This window comes from Draconibacterium sp. (assembly GCF_041583095.1).
Taxonomy (GTDB): domain Bacteria; phylum Bacteroidota; class Bacteroidia; order Bacteroidales; family Prolixibacteraceae; genus Draconibacterium.
Map to the genome: position 1 here is coordinate 1 of NZ_JBFHGM010000087.1, position 17,017 is coordinate 17,017.

At 39.9% G+C, this 17,017-nt stretch carries 14 protein-coding genes, 1 tRNA gene and 1 pseudogene; 8 read left to right on the forward strand and 8 right to left on the reverse strand.

All coding sequences use genetic code 11. The features are described 5' to 3' along the window. Positions 1-15: 15 nt before the first annotated feature. The 3 genes from ABZB17_RS10065 to ABZB17_RS10075 form a co-directional block, all read right to left on the reverse strand. Positions 16-99: transfer RNA gene (locus ABZB17_RS10065), tRNA-Leu, on the reverse strand. Positions 100-171: 72 nt separating this feature from the next. After that, positions 172-420: a GIY-YIG nuclease family protein gene (locus ABZB17_RS10070; RefSeq protein ID WP_372649887.1), complete on the reverse strand. Its 249-nt coding sequence runs from the start codon at positions 418-420 to the stop codon at positions 172-174. Positions 421-605: 185 nt separating this feature from the next. Continuing rightward, positions 606-1,985, reverse strand: a complete 1,380-nt coding sequence (locus ABZB17_RS10075; RefSeq protein ID WP_372649889.1) for an MFS transporter — start codon at positions 1,983-1,985, stop codon at positions 606-608. A 144-nt stretch (positions 1,986-2,129) separates the two neighbouring features. Here ABZB17_RS10075 and ABZB17_RS10080 point away from each other — a divergent pair, with 144 nt between their 5' ends. From ABZB17_RS10080 to rsgA, 8 genes are all read left to right on the forward strand, one after another. Further along, complete coding sequence (locus tag ABZB17_RS10080; RefSeq protein ID WP_372649890.1) at positions 2,130-2,711, forward strand: RNA polymerase sigma-70 factor; 582 nt, start codon at positions 2,130-2,132, stop codon at positions 2,709-2,711. 43 nt (positions 2,712-2,754) lie between these two features. Continuing rightward, positions 2,755-3,798, forward strand: coding sequence for a FecR family protein (locus ABZB17_RS10085; RefSeq protein WP_372649891.1), 1,044 nt, complete (start codon positions 2,755-2,757; stop codon positions 3,796-3,798). Between the two features lie 12 nt (positions 3,799-3,810). Further along, entirely contained in the window at positions 3,811-5,379 is a 1,569-nt protein-coding gene (locus ABZB17_RS10090; RefSeq protein ID WP_372649893.1) for an aspartyl protease family protein, read from the forward strand. Continuing rightward, complete coding sequence (locus ABZB17_RS10095) at positions 5,379-6,899, forward strand: carboxypeptidase-like regulatory domain-containing protein (RefSeq protein WP_372649895.1); 1,521 nt, start codon at positions 5,379-5,381, stop codon at positions 6,897-6,899. The genes ABZB17_RS10090 and ABZB17_RS10095 overlap by 1 nt, the downstream gene beginning before the upstream one ends. Positions 6,900-6,954: 55 nt before the next feature. Continuing rightward, on the forward strand, positions 6,955-7,299 hold the full coding sequence (rbfA, locus tag ABZB17_RS10100) for a 30S ribosome-binding factor RbfA (protein WP_045025710.1): 345 nt from the start codon (positions 6,955-6,957) through the stop codon (positions 7,297-7,299). A gap of 38 nt (positions 7,300-7,337) precedes the next feature. Further along, positions 7,338-8,570 (forward strand): ABC transporter permease, encoded by a 1,233-nt coding sequence (locus ABZB17_RS10105; RefSeq protein WP_372649897.1) that lies wholly within the window; start codon positions 7,338-7,340, stop codon positions 8,568-8,570. Between the two features lie 177 nt (positions 8,571-8,747). Then, positions 8,748-9,776, forward strand: coding sequence for an L-threonine 3-dehydrogenase (gene tdh / locus ABZB17_RS10110; protein ID WP_372649899.1), 1,029 nt, complete (start codon positions 8,748-8,750; stop codon positions 9,774-9,776). A gap of 237 nt (positions 9,777-10,013) precedes the next feature. After that, positions 10,014-10,964 (forward strand): ribosome small subunit-dependent GTPase A, encoded by a 951-nt coding sequence (rsgA, locus tag ABZB17_RS10115; RefSeq protein WP_303922488.1) that lies wholly within the window; start codon positions 10,014-10,016, stop codon positions 10,962-10,964. Between the two features lie 63 nt (positions 10,965-11,027). Here rsgA and ABZB17_RS10120 read toward each other — a convergent pair whose 3' ends face one another. The 5 genes and pseudogenes from ABZB17_RS10120 to ABZB17_RS10140 all read right to left on the reverse strand — a co-directional run. Next, positions 11,028-12,476, reverse strand: coding sequence for a family 43 glycosylhydrolase (locus tag ABZB17_RS10120; RefSeq protein WP_372649901.1), 1,449 nt, complete (start codon positions 12,474-12,476; stop codon positions 11,028-11,030). A 47-nt stretch (positions 12,477-12,523) separates the two neighbouring features. Continuing rightward, positions 12,524-13,261, reverse strand: coding sequence for a hypothetical protein (locus tag ABZB17_RS10125; RefSeq protein ID WP_372649903.1), 738 nt, complete (start codon positions 13,259-13,261; stop codon positions 12,524-12,526). Between the two features lie 517 nt (positions 13,262-13,778). Next, positions 13,779-14,828: a tRNA 2-thiouridine(34) synthase MnmA gene (gene mnmA / locus ABZB17_RS10130; protein ID WP_372649905.1), complete on the reverse strand. Its 1,050-nt coding sequence runs from the start codon at positions 14,826-14,828 to the stop codon at positions 13,779-13,781. A gap of 84 nt (positions 14,829-14,912) precedes the next feature. Next, complete coding sequence (gene uvrC, locus ABZB17_RS10135) at positions 14,913-16,736, reverse strand: excinuclease ABC subunit UvrC (RefSeq protein ID WP_372649907.1); 1,824 nt, start codon at positions 16,734-16,736, stop codon at positions 14,913-14,915. Then, positions 16,737-17,017: pseudogene (locus ABZB17_RS10140) on the reverse strand (adenine phosphoribosyltransferase); the annotation flags it as partial.

A 17,017-nucleotide genomic window follows, 5' to 3' on the forward strand; every position in this document is an offset into this window, starting at 1 on the left:
CAGAACTTCCAAAAGTACCCGGGGCGGGAATCGAACCCGCACTCCGTTGCCAGAACTGGATTTTGAATCCAGCGCGTCTACCAATTCCGCCACCCGGGCAAACTTCCTTTGTGGAAAATTGGTGTGCAAAACTAATTATTTCACCCGAATCAGCAAAATATTATTAAAAAACTATTCAGATTTTTCTTCAATCGATTTTAAAAAGGATTTACCAACTCCAGACTTAAGTTGTTTTTCTCTGCTCCTGGCCTCTGCCCGCGTTGAATATTCTTCCGTATAAATCAGTTTAAAAGGTTTATAAGGCTTGGTTGTCCTTTCATATCCACGATTATGCGCTGTCAAGCGCTTTTCCAAATTTGTTGTCAGTCCAACATAGATATAGCTTCTCTTTTCACTTGATAGGGCATAAACGGTAAACATACACTTAAATTTTAAGTTAGTTCATCTCTCTGGTCGAACCCGCACTCCGTTGCCAGAACTGGATTTTGAACCTGTCTGCCGACAGGCAGGTCCAGCGCCTTTCAGCAAATCCGACTAACTCGTAGACTTCCTTTTGGAGAAAGATCATATGCAAGCTAATTCAGTTCACCCGAATCAGCAAAATATTATGCTGAAATTTGTTTTTTACTGTCGATGTATTTTACCACTTTTCCATAAACAATTAAAGAAACAGCTGATACAGAAGCTATTCCCACAAAATAAAACCAAATATAATGTGCATTTACCGAAGCAGCTTCCCACTCGGCATGTGTGTCAAACAGTAGCGGATCGGGGCAATATTTGGTAAGTAACCAGCCCGAAAGTCCAAAACCAAGGATAGATGACAGAAACGAGTGCAGATGGCTAAAGCCAAGATACAGGCCCTCTTCGCCTTTTGGTGCCTGCAGCGAAAAATACTCCAGGTAACGTGGCGAAATAAATGTTTCTGCCAGACCCTGGAAAACAATACCTACAATCATCATAAAAGCAACGGGATGAAGACCTAAAATAGGATCGCTTCCCATTAAATGCCCCGAGGCCATACAAAGCGCCGAAACCGGCATTATAAACATTCCCACTGTCATTGAAAACAACGATGTTTTATTGCGCATAATTTGTGTAACAAAACCAACTGTAAGGAAAACTACCAGTGGGTTTACGTTGGCAAACCACGAAATGGCACTACCTTCGCCAGCCAGTCGTAATACATATTTTGGCATGGTGGCATACAACTGGTGTTGTACCATCCAAAAACCGGTAATAATGAGAATCAGTATTATTAAACGGGCATTCGAAAGGACTTTTATCAATGCATCGAATATTTGTGAAAAACTCTTTGATTCTTCATGCGAACGACTTGCTTTGTAGAACAGGGCCACCAATATTACAGCCAAAAGTGTAATTCCTCCGGCAAAGTAGTTAAGCGTAACCAGTCCTTCGTTACCCATAGCATCGCGCAAAGGTTTTACAATGGTTTTACCCGAGAAAGCACCGATATTTACCATCATATAAAAAATAGAGTAGCCCTGTGCACGTGTTTCTTTGGTCGTTTCGCGAGCTACGGTTCCGGTAATACACGATTTGATGAATGATCCTCCAATCATAATTACGATCATAATCGGAACGATAATCCATTTTAAATTGCTTTCGCGAAGCCCGTTAAACTGGGTTGTTTTGGTATATTCTACCAGTCCCGACGATTCGAGCATAGTTGGTAGCACACCCATCGAAAAGTAGCCGATAGAAAGTAATGTAAAAGCGATCAGCAATGATTTTTTAAAGCCAATTTTATCGGCCACAGCTCCGGCAAAAGTAGGCAAGAAGTAAAGTCCTGCCGAAAACGAACCGGCCAACATTGCCGCCTGAAAATCGTTAAATCCTAATATTCGCGACAAATAAAGTGTGATAACGATAAACACACCATAGTATGCAGCCCGCTCTAATAGCTCCACTGCATTAGCCACCCAAAATGCTTTTGGGAACTTCACTTTTGCTCTCTTTTCCATGCTTATTATATGATAATTAAGGTCAGCAAAAATAGCAGCTTAATCGAAAGCACAAAATGATATAAATTTCTTAAACATAATTTCAATCTTTTGCAAAGTATTTCTTTTTCATACCTTAGCGACTACCGTAAGAACTATTTGTACATGAACTCATTCGAAGAAAACAATCTATTCGAAAATATTCAGCAGGGCGACGAAAAGGCTTTTGAAAAGCTGTTTAAACTTTATTACGGATACCTGTGCAACTTCGCCACTAAAATAATTGCCGACGAGGTGGCTGCCGAAGAAATTGTTCAGGAATTCTTTGTGAAGCTTTGGGAGCGCCGGATCGATCTTAAAGTTGAAACGTCGCTAAAAAACTACCTCTTCCGTTCGGTAAAAAACCTTTGCCTGAACCACATTAAACATAATAATATCAAATTATTACATGCTCAAAAAGTGATAGCTGAATCGGAAACAAGCAACTTTAACAATGATTATATTGAAGTTGATCTGGCTGCCGACATTGCCAAAAGCATTGAAGAACTGCCTGAAAAACGTCGCGAAATATTCCGACTGAGCCGCGAAGAAGGATTAAAATACCGCGAAATTGCCGAAAAATTAAATATTTCAATTAAAACAGTTGAAGCACAAATGAGCTTGGCAATCAAATCATTACGAGACAAATTAAAAAAATATAACACCTTCATCTTCTACTTTTTTGTTAGCAGGACAAAAAATAGTTAGGGGTAAAAACGTTGTGTATTGTCATTTAAACGAGATGGGAAAAATGGAGAACATAGAAAAATTTGATTGGGAACTGGTTACCAAATATTTGAGTAACGAATCCAGTTCGCAGGAAAATGACGAGGTGGAGACCTGGATTAATCAATCTGATAAAAACCGGGCGGAGTTTGAGCAGTACAAAAACATGCTCAACAAAGTAGATTCCTACTACCAGGCGAAAAAATTCGATAACGAAACGGCCTGGAAATCTGTACATACACAAATAAGCCCTGCTAAAGTTCGATCTATTCAGCTACAAAAAACAAGAAAGGAGGTTATTGCACAATTTTACAAATATGCTGCAATAGTTGTTATCGCACTTTTATTGGGTTCAGTTGCATATTACCTTGGTTTCCGCAACCCGGACAAGGCTTATTACAGCGAGCCGATCTCGGCCAAAGATCAGGTGCTGAACGAATATGTTTTACCCGATGGTTCGGTGGTTACTTTAAACAACGACTCGAAACTGCTGTTTCCGAAAAAGTTTAAAGGCAACACCCGCGAAGTTACCATCATTGGCGAAGCATTTTTCGATGTTCAGCGTAATCCCGAAAAACCGTTTGTAATTAACGCCGGCAATGCACAGGTTAAAGTTTTAGGTACCTCTTTTAACGTTAGTGCATACCCGGACGCAGAAACTGTTGAGGTTATTGTTGAAACAGGTAAAGTTCAGGTAATCAGTAAAAACGACAATCCTGAAATGGAAAGCCGCGAGGTATTTTTGTCTCCCGGCGAAAAAGGAACGCTGCATTTATCAAACCGCGAATTGATGAAAACAGTAAACAGCGATCCGAATTTCCTGGCCTGGAAAACACACGACCTCATTTTCAACACTGTTCCGTTACACGAAGTGGTTGAATGTCTTGAAAAAGCTTACCACATTAACATCGACGTGATGGAACCGGAGCTAAACGACCTCTTATACGAAGGTCATTTCGATCAGAAACCGGTTGATTTCGTGTTAAATGTAATTCGGCTCACATTTGATCTGGATTTATCGGTTGAAGGCAAACATTACACTTTAATGAGCCGTACAAACAATCAGTAAAGCTTTAAAGTCATGAAACCAATAAAATGGAATAAAATAAAAATTATTGTTCTAATGGCCTTGCTGGCATTGTTAGTGGTACCTAACACCAGTTTTGCCCAGGATACAAAGAGCCAGGCGCTCGATCAAAACATCAGTATCTACGCTGAAGACGAGCCACTTTCAGATGTAATTGAGAAGATTTGCAAGTATCTGGATATCGACTACTCGTACAACGCAGATATCGTTGCAGACAAAAAAATCAGCTTAAATGTATCAAATAAGCCCCTAAAATATGTGCTCGACAAGCTGATGAAAGACTTTTATCTTCTTTTTGAAATTGAAGACAACCTGCTGGTAGTGCGCGATTACGTTCCTATCGACGAAAGTATGGAATACGAAAATACCACACAACAATTTGCCAGTACCAACCGTGGTTTTCTGTTCGATAATCCGCGCGATAAACAAATCACCATAAAATTTAAATCAGCAAGTAACTTAATTATCATTCCGGTAAATATTAACGATTCTGATACGCTGAATTTTATTCTCGACACCGGTGTTCGCTACCCGATTATTACCGAGCTTCCGTTTATTAATAAACTGAATTTGAACTATATGATGCCGGTTAAGGTAAAAGGACTTGGCGAAGGAGAATCGTTAACAGCTTATCGCTCGGGGAATAACGTTATGCATATCGACGGATTAACAGCGCGTAACCAGGAAGTACAAATGATTATCGACGAGAATTTCCAGATATCGCACATGCTGGGTATTCCGGTTCACGGATTAATCGGCTTTAACCTGTTTAAAGATTACATTGTAAAAGTTGATTACCTGAATGAAAAACTAACATTGTACAAACCTGAATATTACAAGTACCGCGACCGCAACAAAGACATTATTATGCCCTTACATTTTGACGGAAACAAGCCCTTCGTGCGCACCACAATTGTAACCGACGAAATGAAAGAAGTTCCGGTAAAACTATTGGTTGACACCGGTGCCAGCGATGCGCTTTGGTTATCAGAAAGTTCAGACGAGCGAATCAATTTGCCGCAAAAACACATTGAAACATTTTTGGGCCGTGGTTTAAATGGCGATCTGTACGGAACAAAAGGACGCATCGATGCCATTTGGGTTGGACCGCTACTGCTTACAAAACCAATTGTAGCCTTTCCGAACTCAAAAAATATCGATAGCCTGATTTCGGTGAACGGCAGAAACGGAACCATTGGAGCAGAAATTTTAAGGCGCTTTTATGTTACAATCGACTACAGGAATAGCCGTCTAACACTACGACCGAATCATAAAATTAAAGAAGACTTTAATTACAATATGAGTGGAATGGAAGTTACCAATCCGATGCCCGGTCTGCCCATTTTCACCATTGCCGATATACGCGAAAATTCGCCGGCACACATTGCTGGGTTACAGGAAAACGACCAAATTATTCGTATTAACAGCAGTAATCATCAGTCGCTGGAGTTAAACGATATTAACCTGCTGCTTCAAAGCCGCGAAGACAAAAAAATTAAACTCACCGTATTACGCAACGGCGAAGAGTTTAAAACTTCTTTTGAGCTGAAAAAGATGTTTTAATGAAACAAGTAAAACAACTGATCATATTTGTAACCATCCTGTTGCTATCTTTTACTACAAAAGGCCAGCAACAGGATGGCTCTATTTTCGAGCGCCGCATAAGTATCAATCAAACCAATCAGCCGCTCGATTTTGTTTTTGAACAGATCAGTTGGCAGGCTAACGTATTTTTTTCGTACGATGCCACTATTTTTAATGCCGCCCAAAAAGTAAGTATTTCGACCCAGGATAAGTCGCTGTACACCGTTCTGAATACTTTGCTCGATACCTCTCAATATCGTTTTAGCGAGTTGCAAAACCAGGTAATTATTACCCGAAAATCGGAAGATAATGAGTTTTCGGCAGCACCGGATTCGGTTCCTGTTAAGTATTTTTTCCTGTCGGGTAAATTAATCGAAAGCCGCAAAGGGCGGCCCGTTCCTTTTGCATCGGTTTCTATTTTAGATAAACCAATTGGTACCATCAGCAATTCCGATGGCGAATTTCTGTTGAAAGTTCATCCATCGTATATCGCTGATACCATTGTAATTTCGTGCATGGGGTACGAGCAAAAGTTATTGCCGGCCAATCAATTACTCGACGAAGATCTTTTTATCCTGGAACCCGCTTCAATACAGATTAAGGAGATAAAAGTTACTGCAATCACACCCGAAAAATTATTGAAGAATATGCGGGCCAATTACGAAAAGAATTATACACCATCAAGCAAACTAATGACAGCCTTTTATCGTGAAACTGTTAAACAGGATAAAAATTATATAAGTGTTTCGGAAGCAGTAATGGAAGTACTAAAAGCACCTTATATTGGCACCACTCGCGGAGATTTGGTGCGTTTGTTAAAAGGGCGAAAAAGTCGAGAAGTTCAACCTTTTAAGTGGCTGAATTTTAAACTGATGGGCGGCCCCTTTACCATTACCGAACTGGATGCCGTAAAAACCGTTGAAACATTTATTGATCCTGAATACGAACGTGTTTATGAATATCAGATCAGCGATGTTGTATGGTATGAAAACCAACCGGTTTATGTGGTAAAATTTCAAGCTCAATCCGACGAATTTTACCCGCCTTTTGAAGGCGAAATGTATGTTCACCGTGAAACATTTGCCCTTGTACATGCTAATTACCACCTAGATAAAGCGGGATTAAAAAAGGCCGAAGAGGTTATGATTAAAAAGAAACCGCGAAAAGTAAAAGCGCGGCCAACCTATGTAAATTACCAGGTAAATTACCGTCAATACCAGGGAAAATGGCATCTGGCTTCGGCAAAAGCATCGGTTAAATTTAAAGTCCGAAGCAAAAGAGACCGCATAAACTCCGAGTTTCACAGCGTCTCCGACCTGTTAATCACCAATATTCAACCCACCGATTTAAAGCGTTTCAACAAAGACGAACGTTTTAGCCGTAGCGATATTTTTGTTGAATTATTAGGGGCCTACGACGAAAAATTCTGGGAAAACTACAACATCATTAAACCCAACGAAAGCCTGCGAAATGCTTTTAAACAATCGCTGTTTAACTGATTTCTGCTTCTATTCCAAGGTTTTTGCGTAATTTTGTGGCTTATAATCAGAAACAATGGAACAATACAGCACAAGACAGAATAAAATCTCGAGGCTCATTCAACGCGAAATGGCCGAAATCCTATTAAAAGTAAACAAAGAACGTTTTCCGGGAAAATTGCTCAGCGTTACCGGGGTGCGCATAACAAAAGATCTATCCATTGCGCGCATTCACCTCAGTATTTTTCCCTCGGAATTTGCCAACGAAATTCTGGAAGAAATTAAGCTTTCGGGCAAACAACTGCGTGGCGAACTGGGCCGGAAAACAGGAAAAAGCCTGCGTGTTATTCCTGATTTGGAATTTTACATTGACGACAGCCTCGATTATATCGACAATATTGATAGCCTGCTGAAAAAATAGTTTCCGAAACTTTTCGTTCTCAAACAAAACACCGGCGTTTGAACTTACCATTTTTCATAGCAAAACGTTATCTGTTCTCGAAAAAGAAACAGAATATTATTAACATAATATCGTGGATTTCTATGGCCGGAATCGTGGTAGGTACCATGGCGATTATCATCATTGTTTCGGTTTTAAATGGGTTTACCGATCTGATTGGAGTGTTTTACAGCGACTTCGATCCTGATATTAAAATTTCGTCGGTTGAAGGGAAAATGTTTGATCCCAATACTATTGATATTGAGCAGATAAAAGCCTTACCCGATGTAGTTTCGTATGCCGAAGTGGTTGAAGAAGTTGCCTTGCTACGTTATGGAAAACGCCAGTTTGCGGCAACAATTAAAGGTGTTCCTGATAATTATCCGGATTATACCAATATCGATAAGCTGTTGATTGAAGGCGAATATTACCTCAAAAAAGACGGGATAGATTACGCCGTTGTGGGGCGCGGAATTGCCAATAATCTTGGTGTTGGCGTTTCCTTTCTCGATCCGCTGCATGTTTATGTGCCTAAAAAGGGAAAACAGGTATCGCTGAATCCATCACGGGCTTTTAATCACGGTTATCTGTTTCCGTCCGCGGTGTTTGCTGTACTCGAAGATGTGGATGCCAAATACATGCTGGTATCAAAGGCGTTTGCCACCGAGCTTTTTGACAGTGAAGACGACATTTCCGCCATTGAACTAGCTATTGCTGATGGGGCTGATGTTGACGCTCTTCAGGAAAAACTGGAAGAAATTGTGGGTGCCGGGTTCCACGTGAAAAACAAAGAACAGCAACACGATCTGGTTTTTAAAACCATGAAATCGGAAAAATGGGCGGTTTACTTTATCCTTGTTTTTATTTTGCTGCTGGCCTCGGGGAATATGATCGGCAACCTGACCATGCTTTATATCGATAAAAAAGAGGATATTGCTATTTTGGGTAGCATGGGACTTCCCACAGAACAAATTAACCGGATTTTTCTATACGAAGGCTGGTTAATTTCGCTGGCAGGTGGTGTTTTAGGTACCATTTTGGGTGTTTTTGTGTGCTGGTTACAAAATACTTTTGGCCTTATAAAATTGCCGGGTGCCGGTGGTTCCTTTGTTATTTCGGCCTACCCGGTTCATATCATTTTTACCGACATCATTTTAGCATTCGCCGCAGTTTTAATTATCGGATTTATTGCCTCGTGGTACCCCGTTAAATTCATATCTAACAAACAGTTAGCACCTTCAAATATCGCCTGATTGAAGAATTTTCAAAACTGACTTTCCTTAGATTTTCAGCCATATTTTTGTTTTAACTTGCACCTGATAACATCTAACAAGTTATATGTAAATGAAACGAGCTTCTACAACTTTTTCTGATAAACCTTGTGATTATAGCGAGTTACATGAGTTGCCGAAAAATATAAATACTAACGAATGAAAGCAATTGTAAAAAGTAAACCTGAAAAAGGCATTTGGATGGAAGATGTTCCGATGCCCACAGTCAGACCCAACGATATTCTTCTGAAAGTACAAAAATCAGCCATTTGCGGCACCGATTTGCACATTTATAAATGGGACGAATGGGCGCAACAAACCATTAAAACACCTGTAACCATTGGGCACGAATACATGGGAACCGTTGTTGAAGTGGGCTCGGAGGTAGACCGCGTAAAAGTGGGTGAACGTGTTACCGTTGAAGGTCATATTTCGTGTGGATTTTGCCGAAACTGCAGGCGCGGCCGCCAGCACATTTGCGACAATACCATTGGAATTGGCGTAAATCGCGACGGTGGTTTTGCGGAATATATTTCTGTTCCGGCAAAGAACGTTCTGCACATCGATCAGCGAATTTCGGATGAAATGATGGCTATTATGGATCCACTGGGGAACGCCACTCACACGGCTCTGTCGTTTCCTTTACTGGGCGAAGATGTATTAATTACCGGCATTGGCGGGCCGATTGGCGCTATGGCAGCAGCCATTTGTAAATTTGCCGGAGCACGCAATATTATTGGTACCGATTTAAGTAAATACCGCCGCGATCTGGCCCGAAAAATGGGTGCTACACGTGTTATCGATCCTACCAAAGAAAGCATTAAAGAAGCCATGAAAGTACATCATATGGTTAGTGGTTTTGATATTGGTTTGGAATGCTCGGGTTCGCCGGTAGCCTTTAACGACATGGTAAACCACATGTACAATGGCGGAAAGATAAGTTTGCTTGGTTTGCTGCCCGAACGTACTCAAATTAACTGGAGCAAGCTCATTTTTAAAGGATTAACGCTAAAAGGAATTTATGGCCGCGAAATGTACGAAACCTGGTACCACATGGAAATGATGCTGACCACCGGCCTCGATATTTCGCCCGTTATTACCCACCGTTTTAAAGCCGACGATTACCAGGAAGCCTTTGAAATTATGGAATCAGGCGACTGCGGAAAGATCATTTTGGATTGGGAATAAAAGAATGATGAATTTTGATTAACGAATTTTGATTTCAGATGGGAGTGGTTCTACTAGCTTTACTTCTAAAATCTTAATTCGTTAATCATCATTCGATATTCATAAGTAACCATACTAAACACATAATCTTCATTTCATTTGTTGTTCCACCATTGTTCCACGTGAAAAATCATCTGGTGTTTCGGGAAATTTCCTGATAAACAGCAGAAAAACTACCTTTGCAGAAAATTAAAGAGCTTGAAAGAAGGATTAGTAATAAAATCGACCGGCAGCTGGTATACCGTGGAGGATGAAAACGGAAATACCTACGAATGCAAAATAAAGGGCAAATTTCGCATTAAAGGAATTCGGAACACAAACCCCGTTGCCGTGGGCGATCGTGTGGGATTTACGCTCCAAAACGTGTCTGCCGACGAAAATGTGGCACAAGTTGGTTTGATTACCAAGATCAACGAACGCAAAAATTACATTATTCGCCGTTCTATCAATCTTTCGAAACAGGCACATATTATTGCTGCCAACATCGACCAGGCCGTTTTGGTAGTAACCATGCAATACCCGGTTACCACAACCACTTTTATCGACCGTTACCTGGCTTCGGCCGAGGCGTACCGTATTCCGGTTATGATTGTTTTTAACAAAGCAGACCGCTACAATGAAGACGAAACCGAAGAGATGGACCTGTTGATGCAGATCTACCGTAATATCGGCTATAAATGCCTCAAAACATCGGCTAAAGAAGGAACCGGTATCGAAGAGTTTAAAGAAGCTTTAAAAGACAAAACCAACGTAATTAACGGCCATAGCGGTGTTGGAAAATCGACACTAATTAATCTTATTCAGCCGGGTTTGAATCTGAGGACCATGGAGATTTCCGACTCACACAAAACCGGAAAACATACCACTACCTATTCTCAACTGTTTAAGTTGAATTTTGGCGGGTATATTATCGATACGCCGGGAATTAAAGCCTTTGGTGTTTTGGAAATGGAACCGTGGGAGATTTCGCATTATTTTGTTGAGATATTCAAATTTTCGGAGCATTGCCAGTACAACAATTGCTCGCACACCCACGAACCCGGTTGTGCCGTTAAAGAGGCCGTGGAAAACTATCAGATCGCTCCTTCCCGATTCAGAAGTTACCTGGGATTACTGGAACCGGATGATAAACACCGACCTGCATTTTAAGCAAAAAGAAAGGCGCAAGTTGAATAAACAAGCGCCTTCCGCAAAAATATTTTTAACCTTACTCTAGTGATCTCTAAAATTCCATTTAGAATTGTCACTGTTAAAATCAAATTCAGCAAGCGTAGGCGTACTGTCACCTGAGGATACCAACGCCAGCTTCTTATTTGAATTTGGAACCACCTTAGGCATTATTCTGAACGTTCCGTCAATCAATTGTTCTATTCTCCACAATTGCTCGTCAGCACCTGTAAATTCCGGCACTGCAATTACTTCAGCATCTGCTGTTGCTGCCAGGGCGCGTTCTGTTCCTTCAATAACGATTTTATAGTAAGGCCCACCCAAATATCCACCGGCTTCAGGCACTGCAGTTATCGTCCATCGTTGGTGCGGACGGAACATGTAATCACCAATTCTTACACCAATGTCTCCTTTTGGCCAGGTGTCGATTACATCTTCTAAAGTTTGTGAAGGAATAGGTTCAACCGGTTTGTCTGCATCTTCCCAAAACCGGTGTGTTCCACGTGGCATACGCACAAAATCAACCACCAGTTCCAAAGCATATCCTCTTCTTTCCGATTCAATTTCGTAAGTTCCTTCTTTAAACGGATCACCTGCAACCGGCCAGTCATTTTTCCAAAGTAACGGACGAATGCCAAGTACACTGCGGCCACTACGATCTAAATCAGCTTCAAAATGGCATGACATTTTTTGAACGCCTTCATCAATAGTTATTAATCCGAAATGCCCGGGACCGGTAACTCTTCCGCCGGCAGCAATAACCATTTTTCCACCGCCTTTAAGCATTTCTCTTCCCATATTATCAACATACGGGCCGGTAACTTCTTTTGAACGACCAACTACGATATTGTAAGTAGAATTAGCACCATCGCAACAGGTTCCGTGTGTGCCCAACAGATAATACCATCCGTTACGGTACATCATTGTTGTGGCTTCGCAGTCGATAGCAATATCAATTTGTTCATTACCTTCAACGCGTTTCCCTGTTTTGGGATCGAGCTCGATAAGGCGAATAAACCCAAAATAAGTACCGTACGAACACCATAAGCGCCCTGTAGTTGGATCGAGTAACAGTCCCGGATCAATGGCATCACAATCCTCCATACCTTCCGATCGCACCACTTCAATAGGTTCAGAATATTCAAAATCGGGAGAATTTGGATCGAGTGTTTTGTTCCACATGGTCAGAATTCGTCCGTTGTGTCCGCCTCCGAGACCACCACCGGTTGCACCATAAACTACCAGGTAACGGTCACCTATTTTCATTGCGTCAGGAGCAGCACCACCACCGGGTCGCACTCCCCCACCGTTCCATTCCCAACCATCTTCGGATATTAAACCGCCTCTACCGGTTCCGAAAGTATAATACTTTCCGTCGCATTCCATTATTGTTGAAGGGTCGTGTATATACGGTTTCCCTACTTGTGCCATTACTGTTTCGCAGAATAACAGCGATAAAAGAGCTATTGAGCCCAATATTTTGATTTGTTTCATAACAATTTCGTTTCAATTGAGATTTTTACTAGTTTGATTAAACGATATTACTCACAAGTAACTGTGATGTTTTTGATTGGCTCGCCTTTTTCATCCAGAAAACGAACACAAAAATCGCTCATTCCCGGCCCGTTGATTACAACGCCACGAACAATATTTTTTCCCTTTTTAAGCGTTAGTCGCGGCGATACAGCATCATCCATTACCATACGTCTGTCGCCCGAAAGCAGTAATGTTTCTTCACCGTTTAACCACCACATCGATGCGGAGTTTGAGCCCACTGCCATTCTCACATTTTCCATGTCCTCAGGCGCATTAACAACAGTTACCGCCCAAAACACCACTCCGTAAATAGGTTTAGCTAATCCATAAGCGAAACGGAATAATTTTACATTGAAAAGTTTACTGTCCAAAGCATGCCAGGCCAGTTCAGTATCGCCAACTTTTACAATGTCACCATCTTCTGGCAAAATAGTAAACTGGTTGGGGAAATAAAGCGTATCGAATGCTGCACGAAGATAGCTGTCGGTAAATACAGTATTACTACGGTTGGATTTACTAATTGGTTCTAATAGTAACCAACGTTGAATAAAACCATCCTTATCCGGGGTACTTTCTTCAAGCGATACCGGAGCAAAATAAGCATCAATACTTCTTCCTGTAGTATCGGTTAAAGCAGGATCGTCCATCTGACGTCCTGGTCTTCCTTGTTGGGCTTTTAATTCAGAACCAACCAGAATAAAAAGGCTAAGCGCCAATAAAAAAGTCTTTTGTCTTACGTTCATAATTACATCATTTCAGAGTTTAAGATTTATTTTTTTTATTAATCAATATTGCGAATGGTCATAATTCCATTACTCCTCATTTTCAGGTATGGAAACCGTGTACTTTTTCTTCAAAATTAAGTCGATGCAGGTTTTGGGATTTTAGTTTTTGAATATTTGATTTCTATTTTTACACATATTTCGTCATTTCCGCGAGTAAATAGACTCTGACACTACAATCTGAATAACTGACTATTGCCAATCGATCTATTTGTTATAAGCCACCTTCGAAAACGGGTGAATGGCCACTTTTTCGCTTTTTTGATTATTTAGTATTAAATAGAATTGACTATTTAGAACAACATAAGTTTAGTCGTATTGATATAAGATTTAAGATTTGCTCCTATATCAATTGTGTCTTAATAAATCATAATGGAGAAAACTGTTTTCTGAATCTTGAGGGTAGTTATTGCAGTTGTAAACAAAATTCTATTCTTTAAAGAATCTGTATACGATCGGATCTTTTAATAGATAATATCTATTCTGCTGATTTTATAAATCCACCACCGATCAATCTGTCGTTTTGATAAAATACTGCCGTTTGTCCGGGTGCAATCATGGCTTCAGGTTCTAATAATTCGACCTGAGCCACAGTATCGTTTAAAATATGCAAATTACAGGGGGTTTCCTGAAGCCTGTAACGCACCTTTACTATTAGCTCAATATTACTTTCAACTATCTCTTTATCAAGTATATAGTAATTTTCCAAATACAATTTAGATCGGTATAAATCGTCGTATTTTGCCAACACTATTTCGTTGTCATCTAGACGAAATTCGGCCACAAATAACGGAAAATTCAGATTCAGGCCCAATCCGCGACGTTGTCCGATGGTATAATTGAAAATTCCCTTGTGCTCACCTAAAATGTTCCCGCTTTGATCAATAAAATTTCCGGGCTGCGATTTTATACCGCTCTTTTTTAGAAATTGCCGGTAATCATTTCCCTCAATAAAACATATTCCAAGGCTGTCCTTTTTTTCTGATAAAGAAAAAAATCCTTTTTCCCGGGCAATATTCCTAATCTTTGTTTTTTTAAAATTACCCAATGGAAAAATCAGTTTATCGATAATCTCGCGAGGCAATCCCCAAAGAAAAAAGGATTGATCTTTTTCCGGATCCTCACCCTGAAAGATATATTTCTGTCCATTATAGATTCCGGTTTTCACATAATGCCCGGTAGCGATTGAATCGCAATTCATTGCATTCGCGTATTTGTCCAGGTATTTAAATTTCAGGTTAGGGTTACAATATGCACACGGGAAAGGTGTGCGACCGTTTATATATTCGTCGATAAAATAACGAATAACATATTCTTCAAACTCCTTTCGCAGATCTACGGTAATATGTTGAATTTTTAAGCGATTAGCTAAATCAGTAGCATCTTTTAAAAAGTGATGATTTTGATCATCGGTACCACTAAAAAGAAATGTAACTCCAATAACAGTAAAACCCTGCTCCTGTAATAACATCGCCGAAACAGAACTGTCAATTCCTCCACTCATCCCCAGCAAAACACGTTTATTCATTTCAATATGATTGTAAATATTTAACGGTACTCAATAAACTCACTTCTAAGTTTTGGTTTGATCAGCTGATAGGATCCGTTCTTTTTATTCCCTTATTTTCTGAAAATAATCGTACACAACCTTTGCTTTAGCCTTCCCAATTGAGGCTTCCAAAGCGTCGAGTTGTTGTAGTTTTATTTGTTTTACCGATTTGAAATCCTTCAATAATTTTTCAGTAGTCTTCTCCCCTACTCCATTTATATTACCTAATTCAGATGTTATAAATGATTTCGAGCGTTTATCCCGGTGAAAAGTAATTCCAAAACGGTGCGCCTCGTCTCTTAAATGCTGAATTACTTTTAACGTTTCAGAGTTTTTGTTGATGTAAAGAGGAACTGAATCACCCGGAAAATAGATTTCCTCAAGTCGCTTTGCAATACCAATAACCGTTATTTTACCACGTAACTCCAGCTTATCCATCGCTTTCATTGTTGCGGATAACTGGCCCTTTCCACCGTCAACAACAATAAGGTTTGGCAATGGTTTGTTTTCCTCTTTTAAACGTTTGTAACGCCGGTAAACTACCTCCTCCATCGAGGCAAAATCGTTTGGTCCTTCAACGGTTTTGATATTAAAATGACGGTATTCCTTTTTTGCCGGTTTGGCATTTTTAAAGACTACACACGCTGCAACCGGATTTGTTCCTTGCAGGTTACTGTTATCAAAACACTCAATTCGTTCGGGCAATTCCTTTAATTGTAAATCCTTTTTAATAGTTGTTAGTATACGATCCGTTCGTATTTTAGGATTTTTCAGTACCGCTTGTTTGTCTTTTTCCAGACGGAAATACTTTGCATTACGCATTGAAAGGTCTAACAATTGCTTCTTCTCCCCTCTTTGCGGCACCTTAAAAGTGACATTTTCAATCACATTTTTCAGTTTAAAAGGCACAAGAATTTCGCGTGCGTTACTAAATATTTTCTGCCGTATTTCAATAATCCCGGCCAAAAGAAGCTCTTCTTTATTCTCATCCAAACCCTTTTTTATTTCTAAAGTAAAGGTTTGAATAATGGCTCCTTTTATAATTTTCAGGTAATTGATGAAGGCAAAATTTTCATCCTCCTCTATCGAATACACATCAACATCTGTAATAACCGGAGACACTACAGTGGAACGGCTCTGATAACGTTTTAACGAATCATACTTTTCTTTGATTGCAGCTGCTTCTTCGAAATTTAAATTCTCCGCCATTTCAGCCATCATACCTTCCAAATGCTTTATAACGCCTAAAATATTTCCTTTCAAAATATCTGTAATATCAGCAATTCTCTGGTCGTATTTCTCTGCTGAAATGTGCCCTTCACATGGTCCTTTACAATTTCCAATATGGTACTCCAGACAAACTTTATACTTGCCTGAAGCGATATTCTCGGGTGATAAATTGTAGTTACAGGTACGTAATTTATATTCCGATTTAAACAAATCCAGCAAAGTCCTGACGGTATAAATAGAAGTGTACGGACCGAAATATTTTGAACCATCGCGAACCAAATCCCTGGTTTTAAAAACCCGTGGAAAAGGCTCGTTTTTTATACATATCCATGGATAGCTTTTATCATCCTTTAATCGAATATTGTAGCGCGGCTGATACTTTTTAATCAGATTATTTTCCAACAACAAAGCATCTTGCTCACTCTCCACTACCATGTGTTTTATATCAACAATATTGCGTACCAATAAAGCCGTTTTTCGGTGATCGTGATTCTTTGTAAAATACGAAGAAACCCGCTTTCGCAGGTTCTTTGCTTTTCCAATATAAATTATTGTATTCGATTGATCGAAATACTGATAAATACCGGGCTTATTCGGCAACACCGATATAAGCGATTTTAAGTGATCAATATTTTTATTTACCGTCTTATATTTCAATTACTGATATTTTACCAATACCTGAGTTTCGTATTCTTTTAGTATCGCCTTATTAGGTGTATCAATAAATTCAAGATCGCAAATAAAGCTGAAATAAATATTCTCAACACCACACTTTTTTGCCAAATTTAATGCTGCAACTGCAGTACCTCCGGTGGCCAGCAAATCATCATGAATCAAAACCACATCATGTTTATCCAATGCATCACTATGCATTTCTACACTATCCATTCCATATTCCAGTTCGTAAGATTCACTTAAAACTGCACTTGGCAACTTTC

Coding starts and splice junctions, on each gene's coding strand:
- rbfA (WP_045025710.1), top strand. CDS start 6,955: ATGGAACAATACAGCACAAGACAGAATAAAATCTCGAGGCTCATTCAA.
- ABZB17_RS10090 (WP_372649893.1), top strand. CDS start 3,811: ATGAAACCAATAAAATGGAATAAAATAAAAATTATTGTTCTAATGGCC.
- ABZB17_RS10070 (WP_372649887.1), bottom strand. CDS start 420: ATGTTTACCGTTTATGCCCTATCAAGTGAAAAGAGAAGCTATATCTAT.
- ABZB17_RS10080 (WP_372649890.1), top strand. CDS start 2,130: ATGAACTCATTCGAAGAAAACAATCTATTCGAAAATATTCAGCAGGGC.
- tdh (WP_372649899.1), top strand. CDS start 8,748: ATGAAAGCAATTGTAAAAAGTAAACCTGAAAAAGGCATTTGGATGGAA.
- ABZB17_RS10120 (WP_372649901.1), bottom strand. CDS start 12,476: ATGAAACAAATCAAAATATTGGGCTCAATAGCTCTTTTATCGCTGTTA.
- ABZB17_RS10085 (WP_372649891.1), top strand. CDS start 2,755: ATGGAGAACATAGAAAAATTTGATTGGGAACTGGTTACCAAATATTTG.
- mnmA (WP_372649905.1), bottom strand. CDS start 14,828: ATGAATAAACGTGTTTTGCTGGGGATGAGTGGAGGAATTGACAGTTCT.
- ABZB17_RS10075 (WP_372649889.1), bottom strand. CDS start 1,985: ATGGAAAAGAGAGCAAAAGTGAAGTTCCCAAAAGCATTTTGGGTGGCT.
- ABZB17_RS10095 (WP_372649895.1), top strand. CDS start 5,379: ATGAAACAAGTAAAACAACTGATCATATTTGTAACCATCCTGTTGCTA.
- ABZB17_RS10125 (WP_372649903.1), bottom strand. CDS start 13,261: ATGAACGTAAGACAAAAGACTTTTTTATTGGCGCTTAGCCTTTTTATT.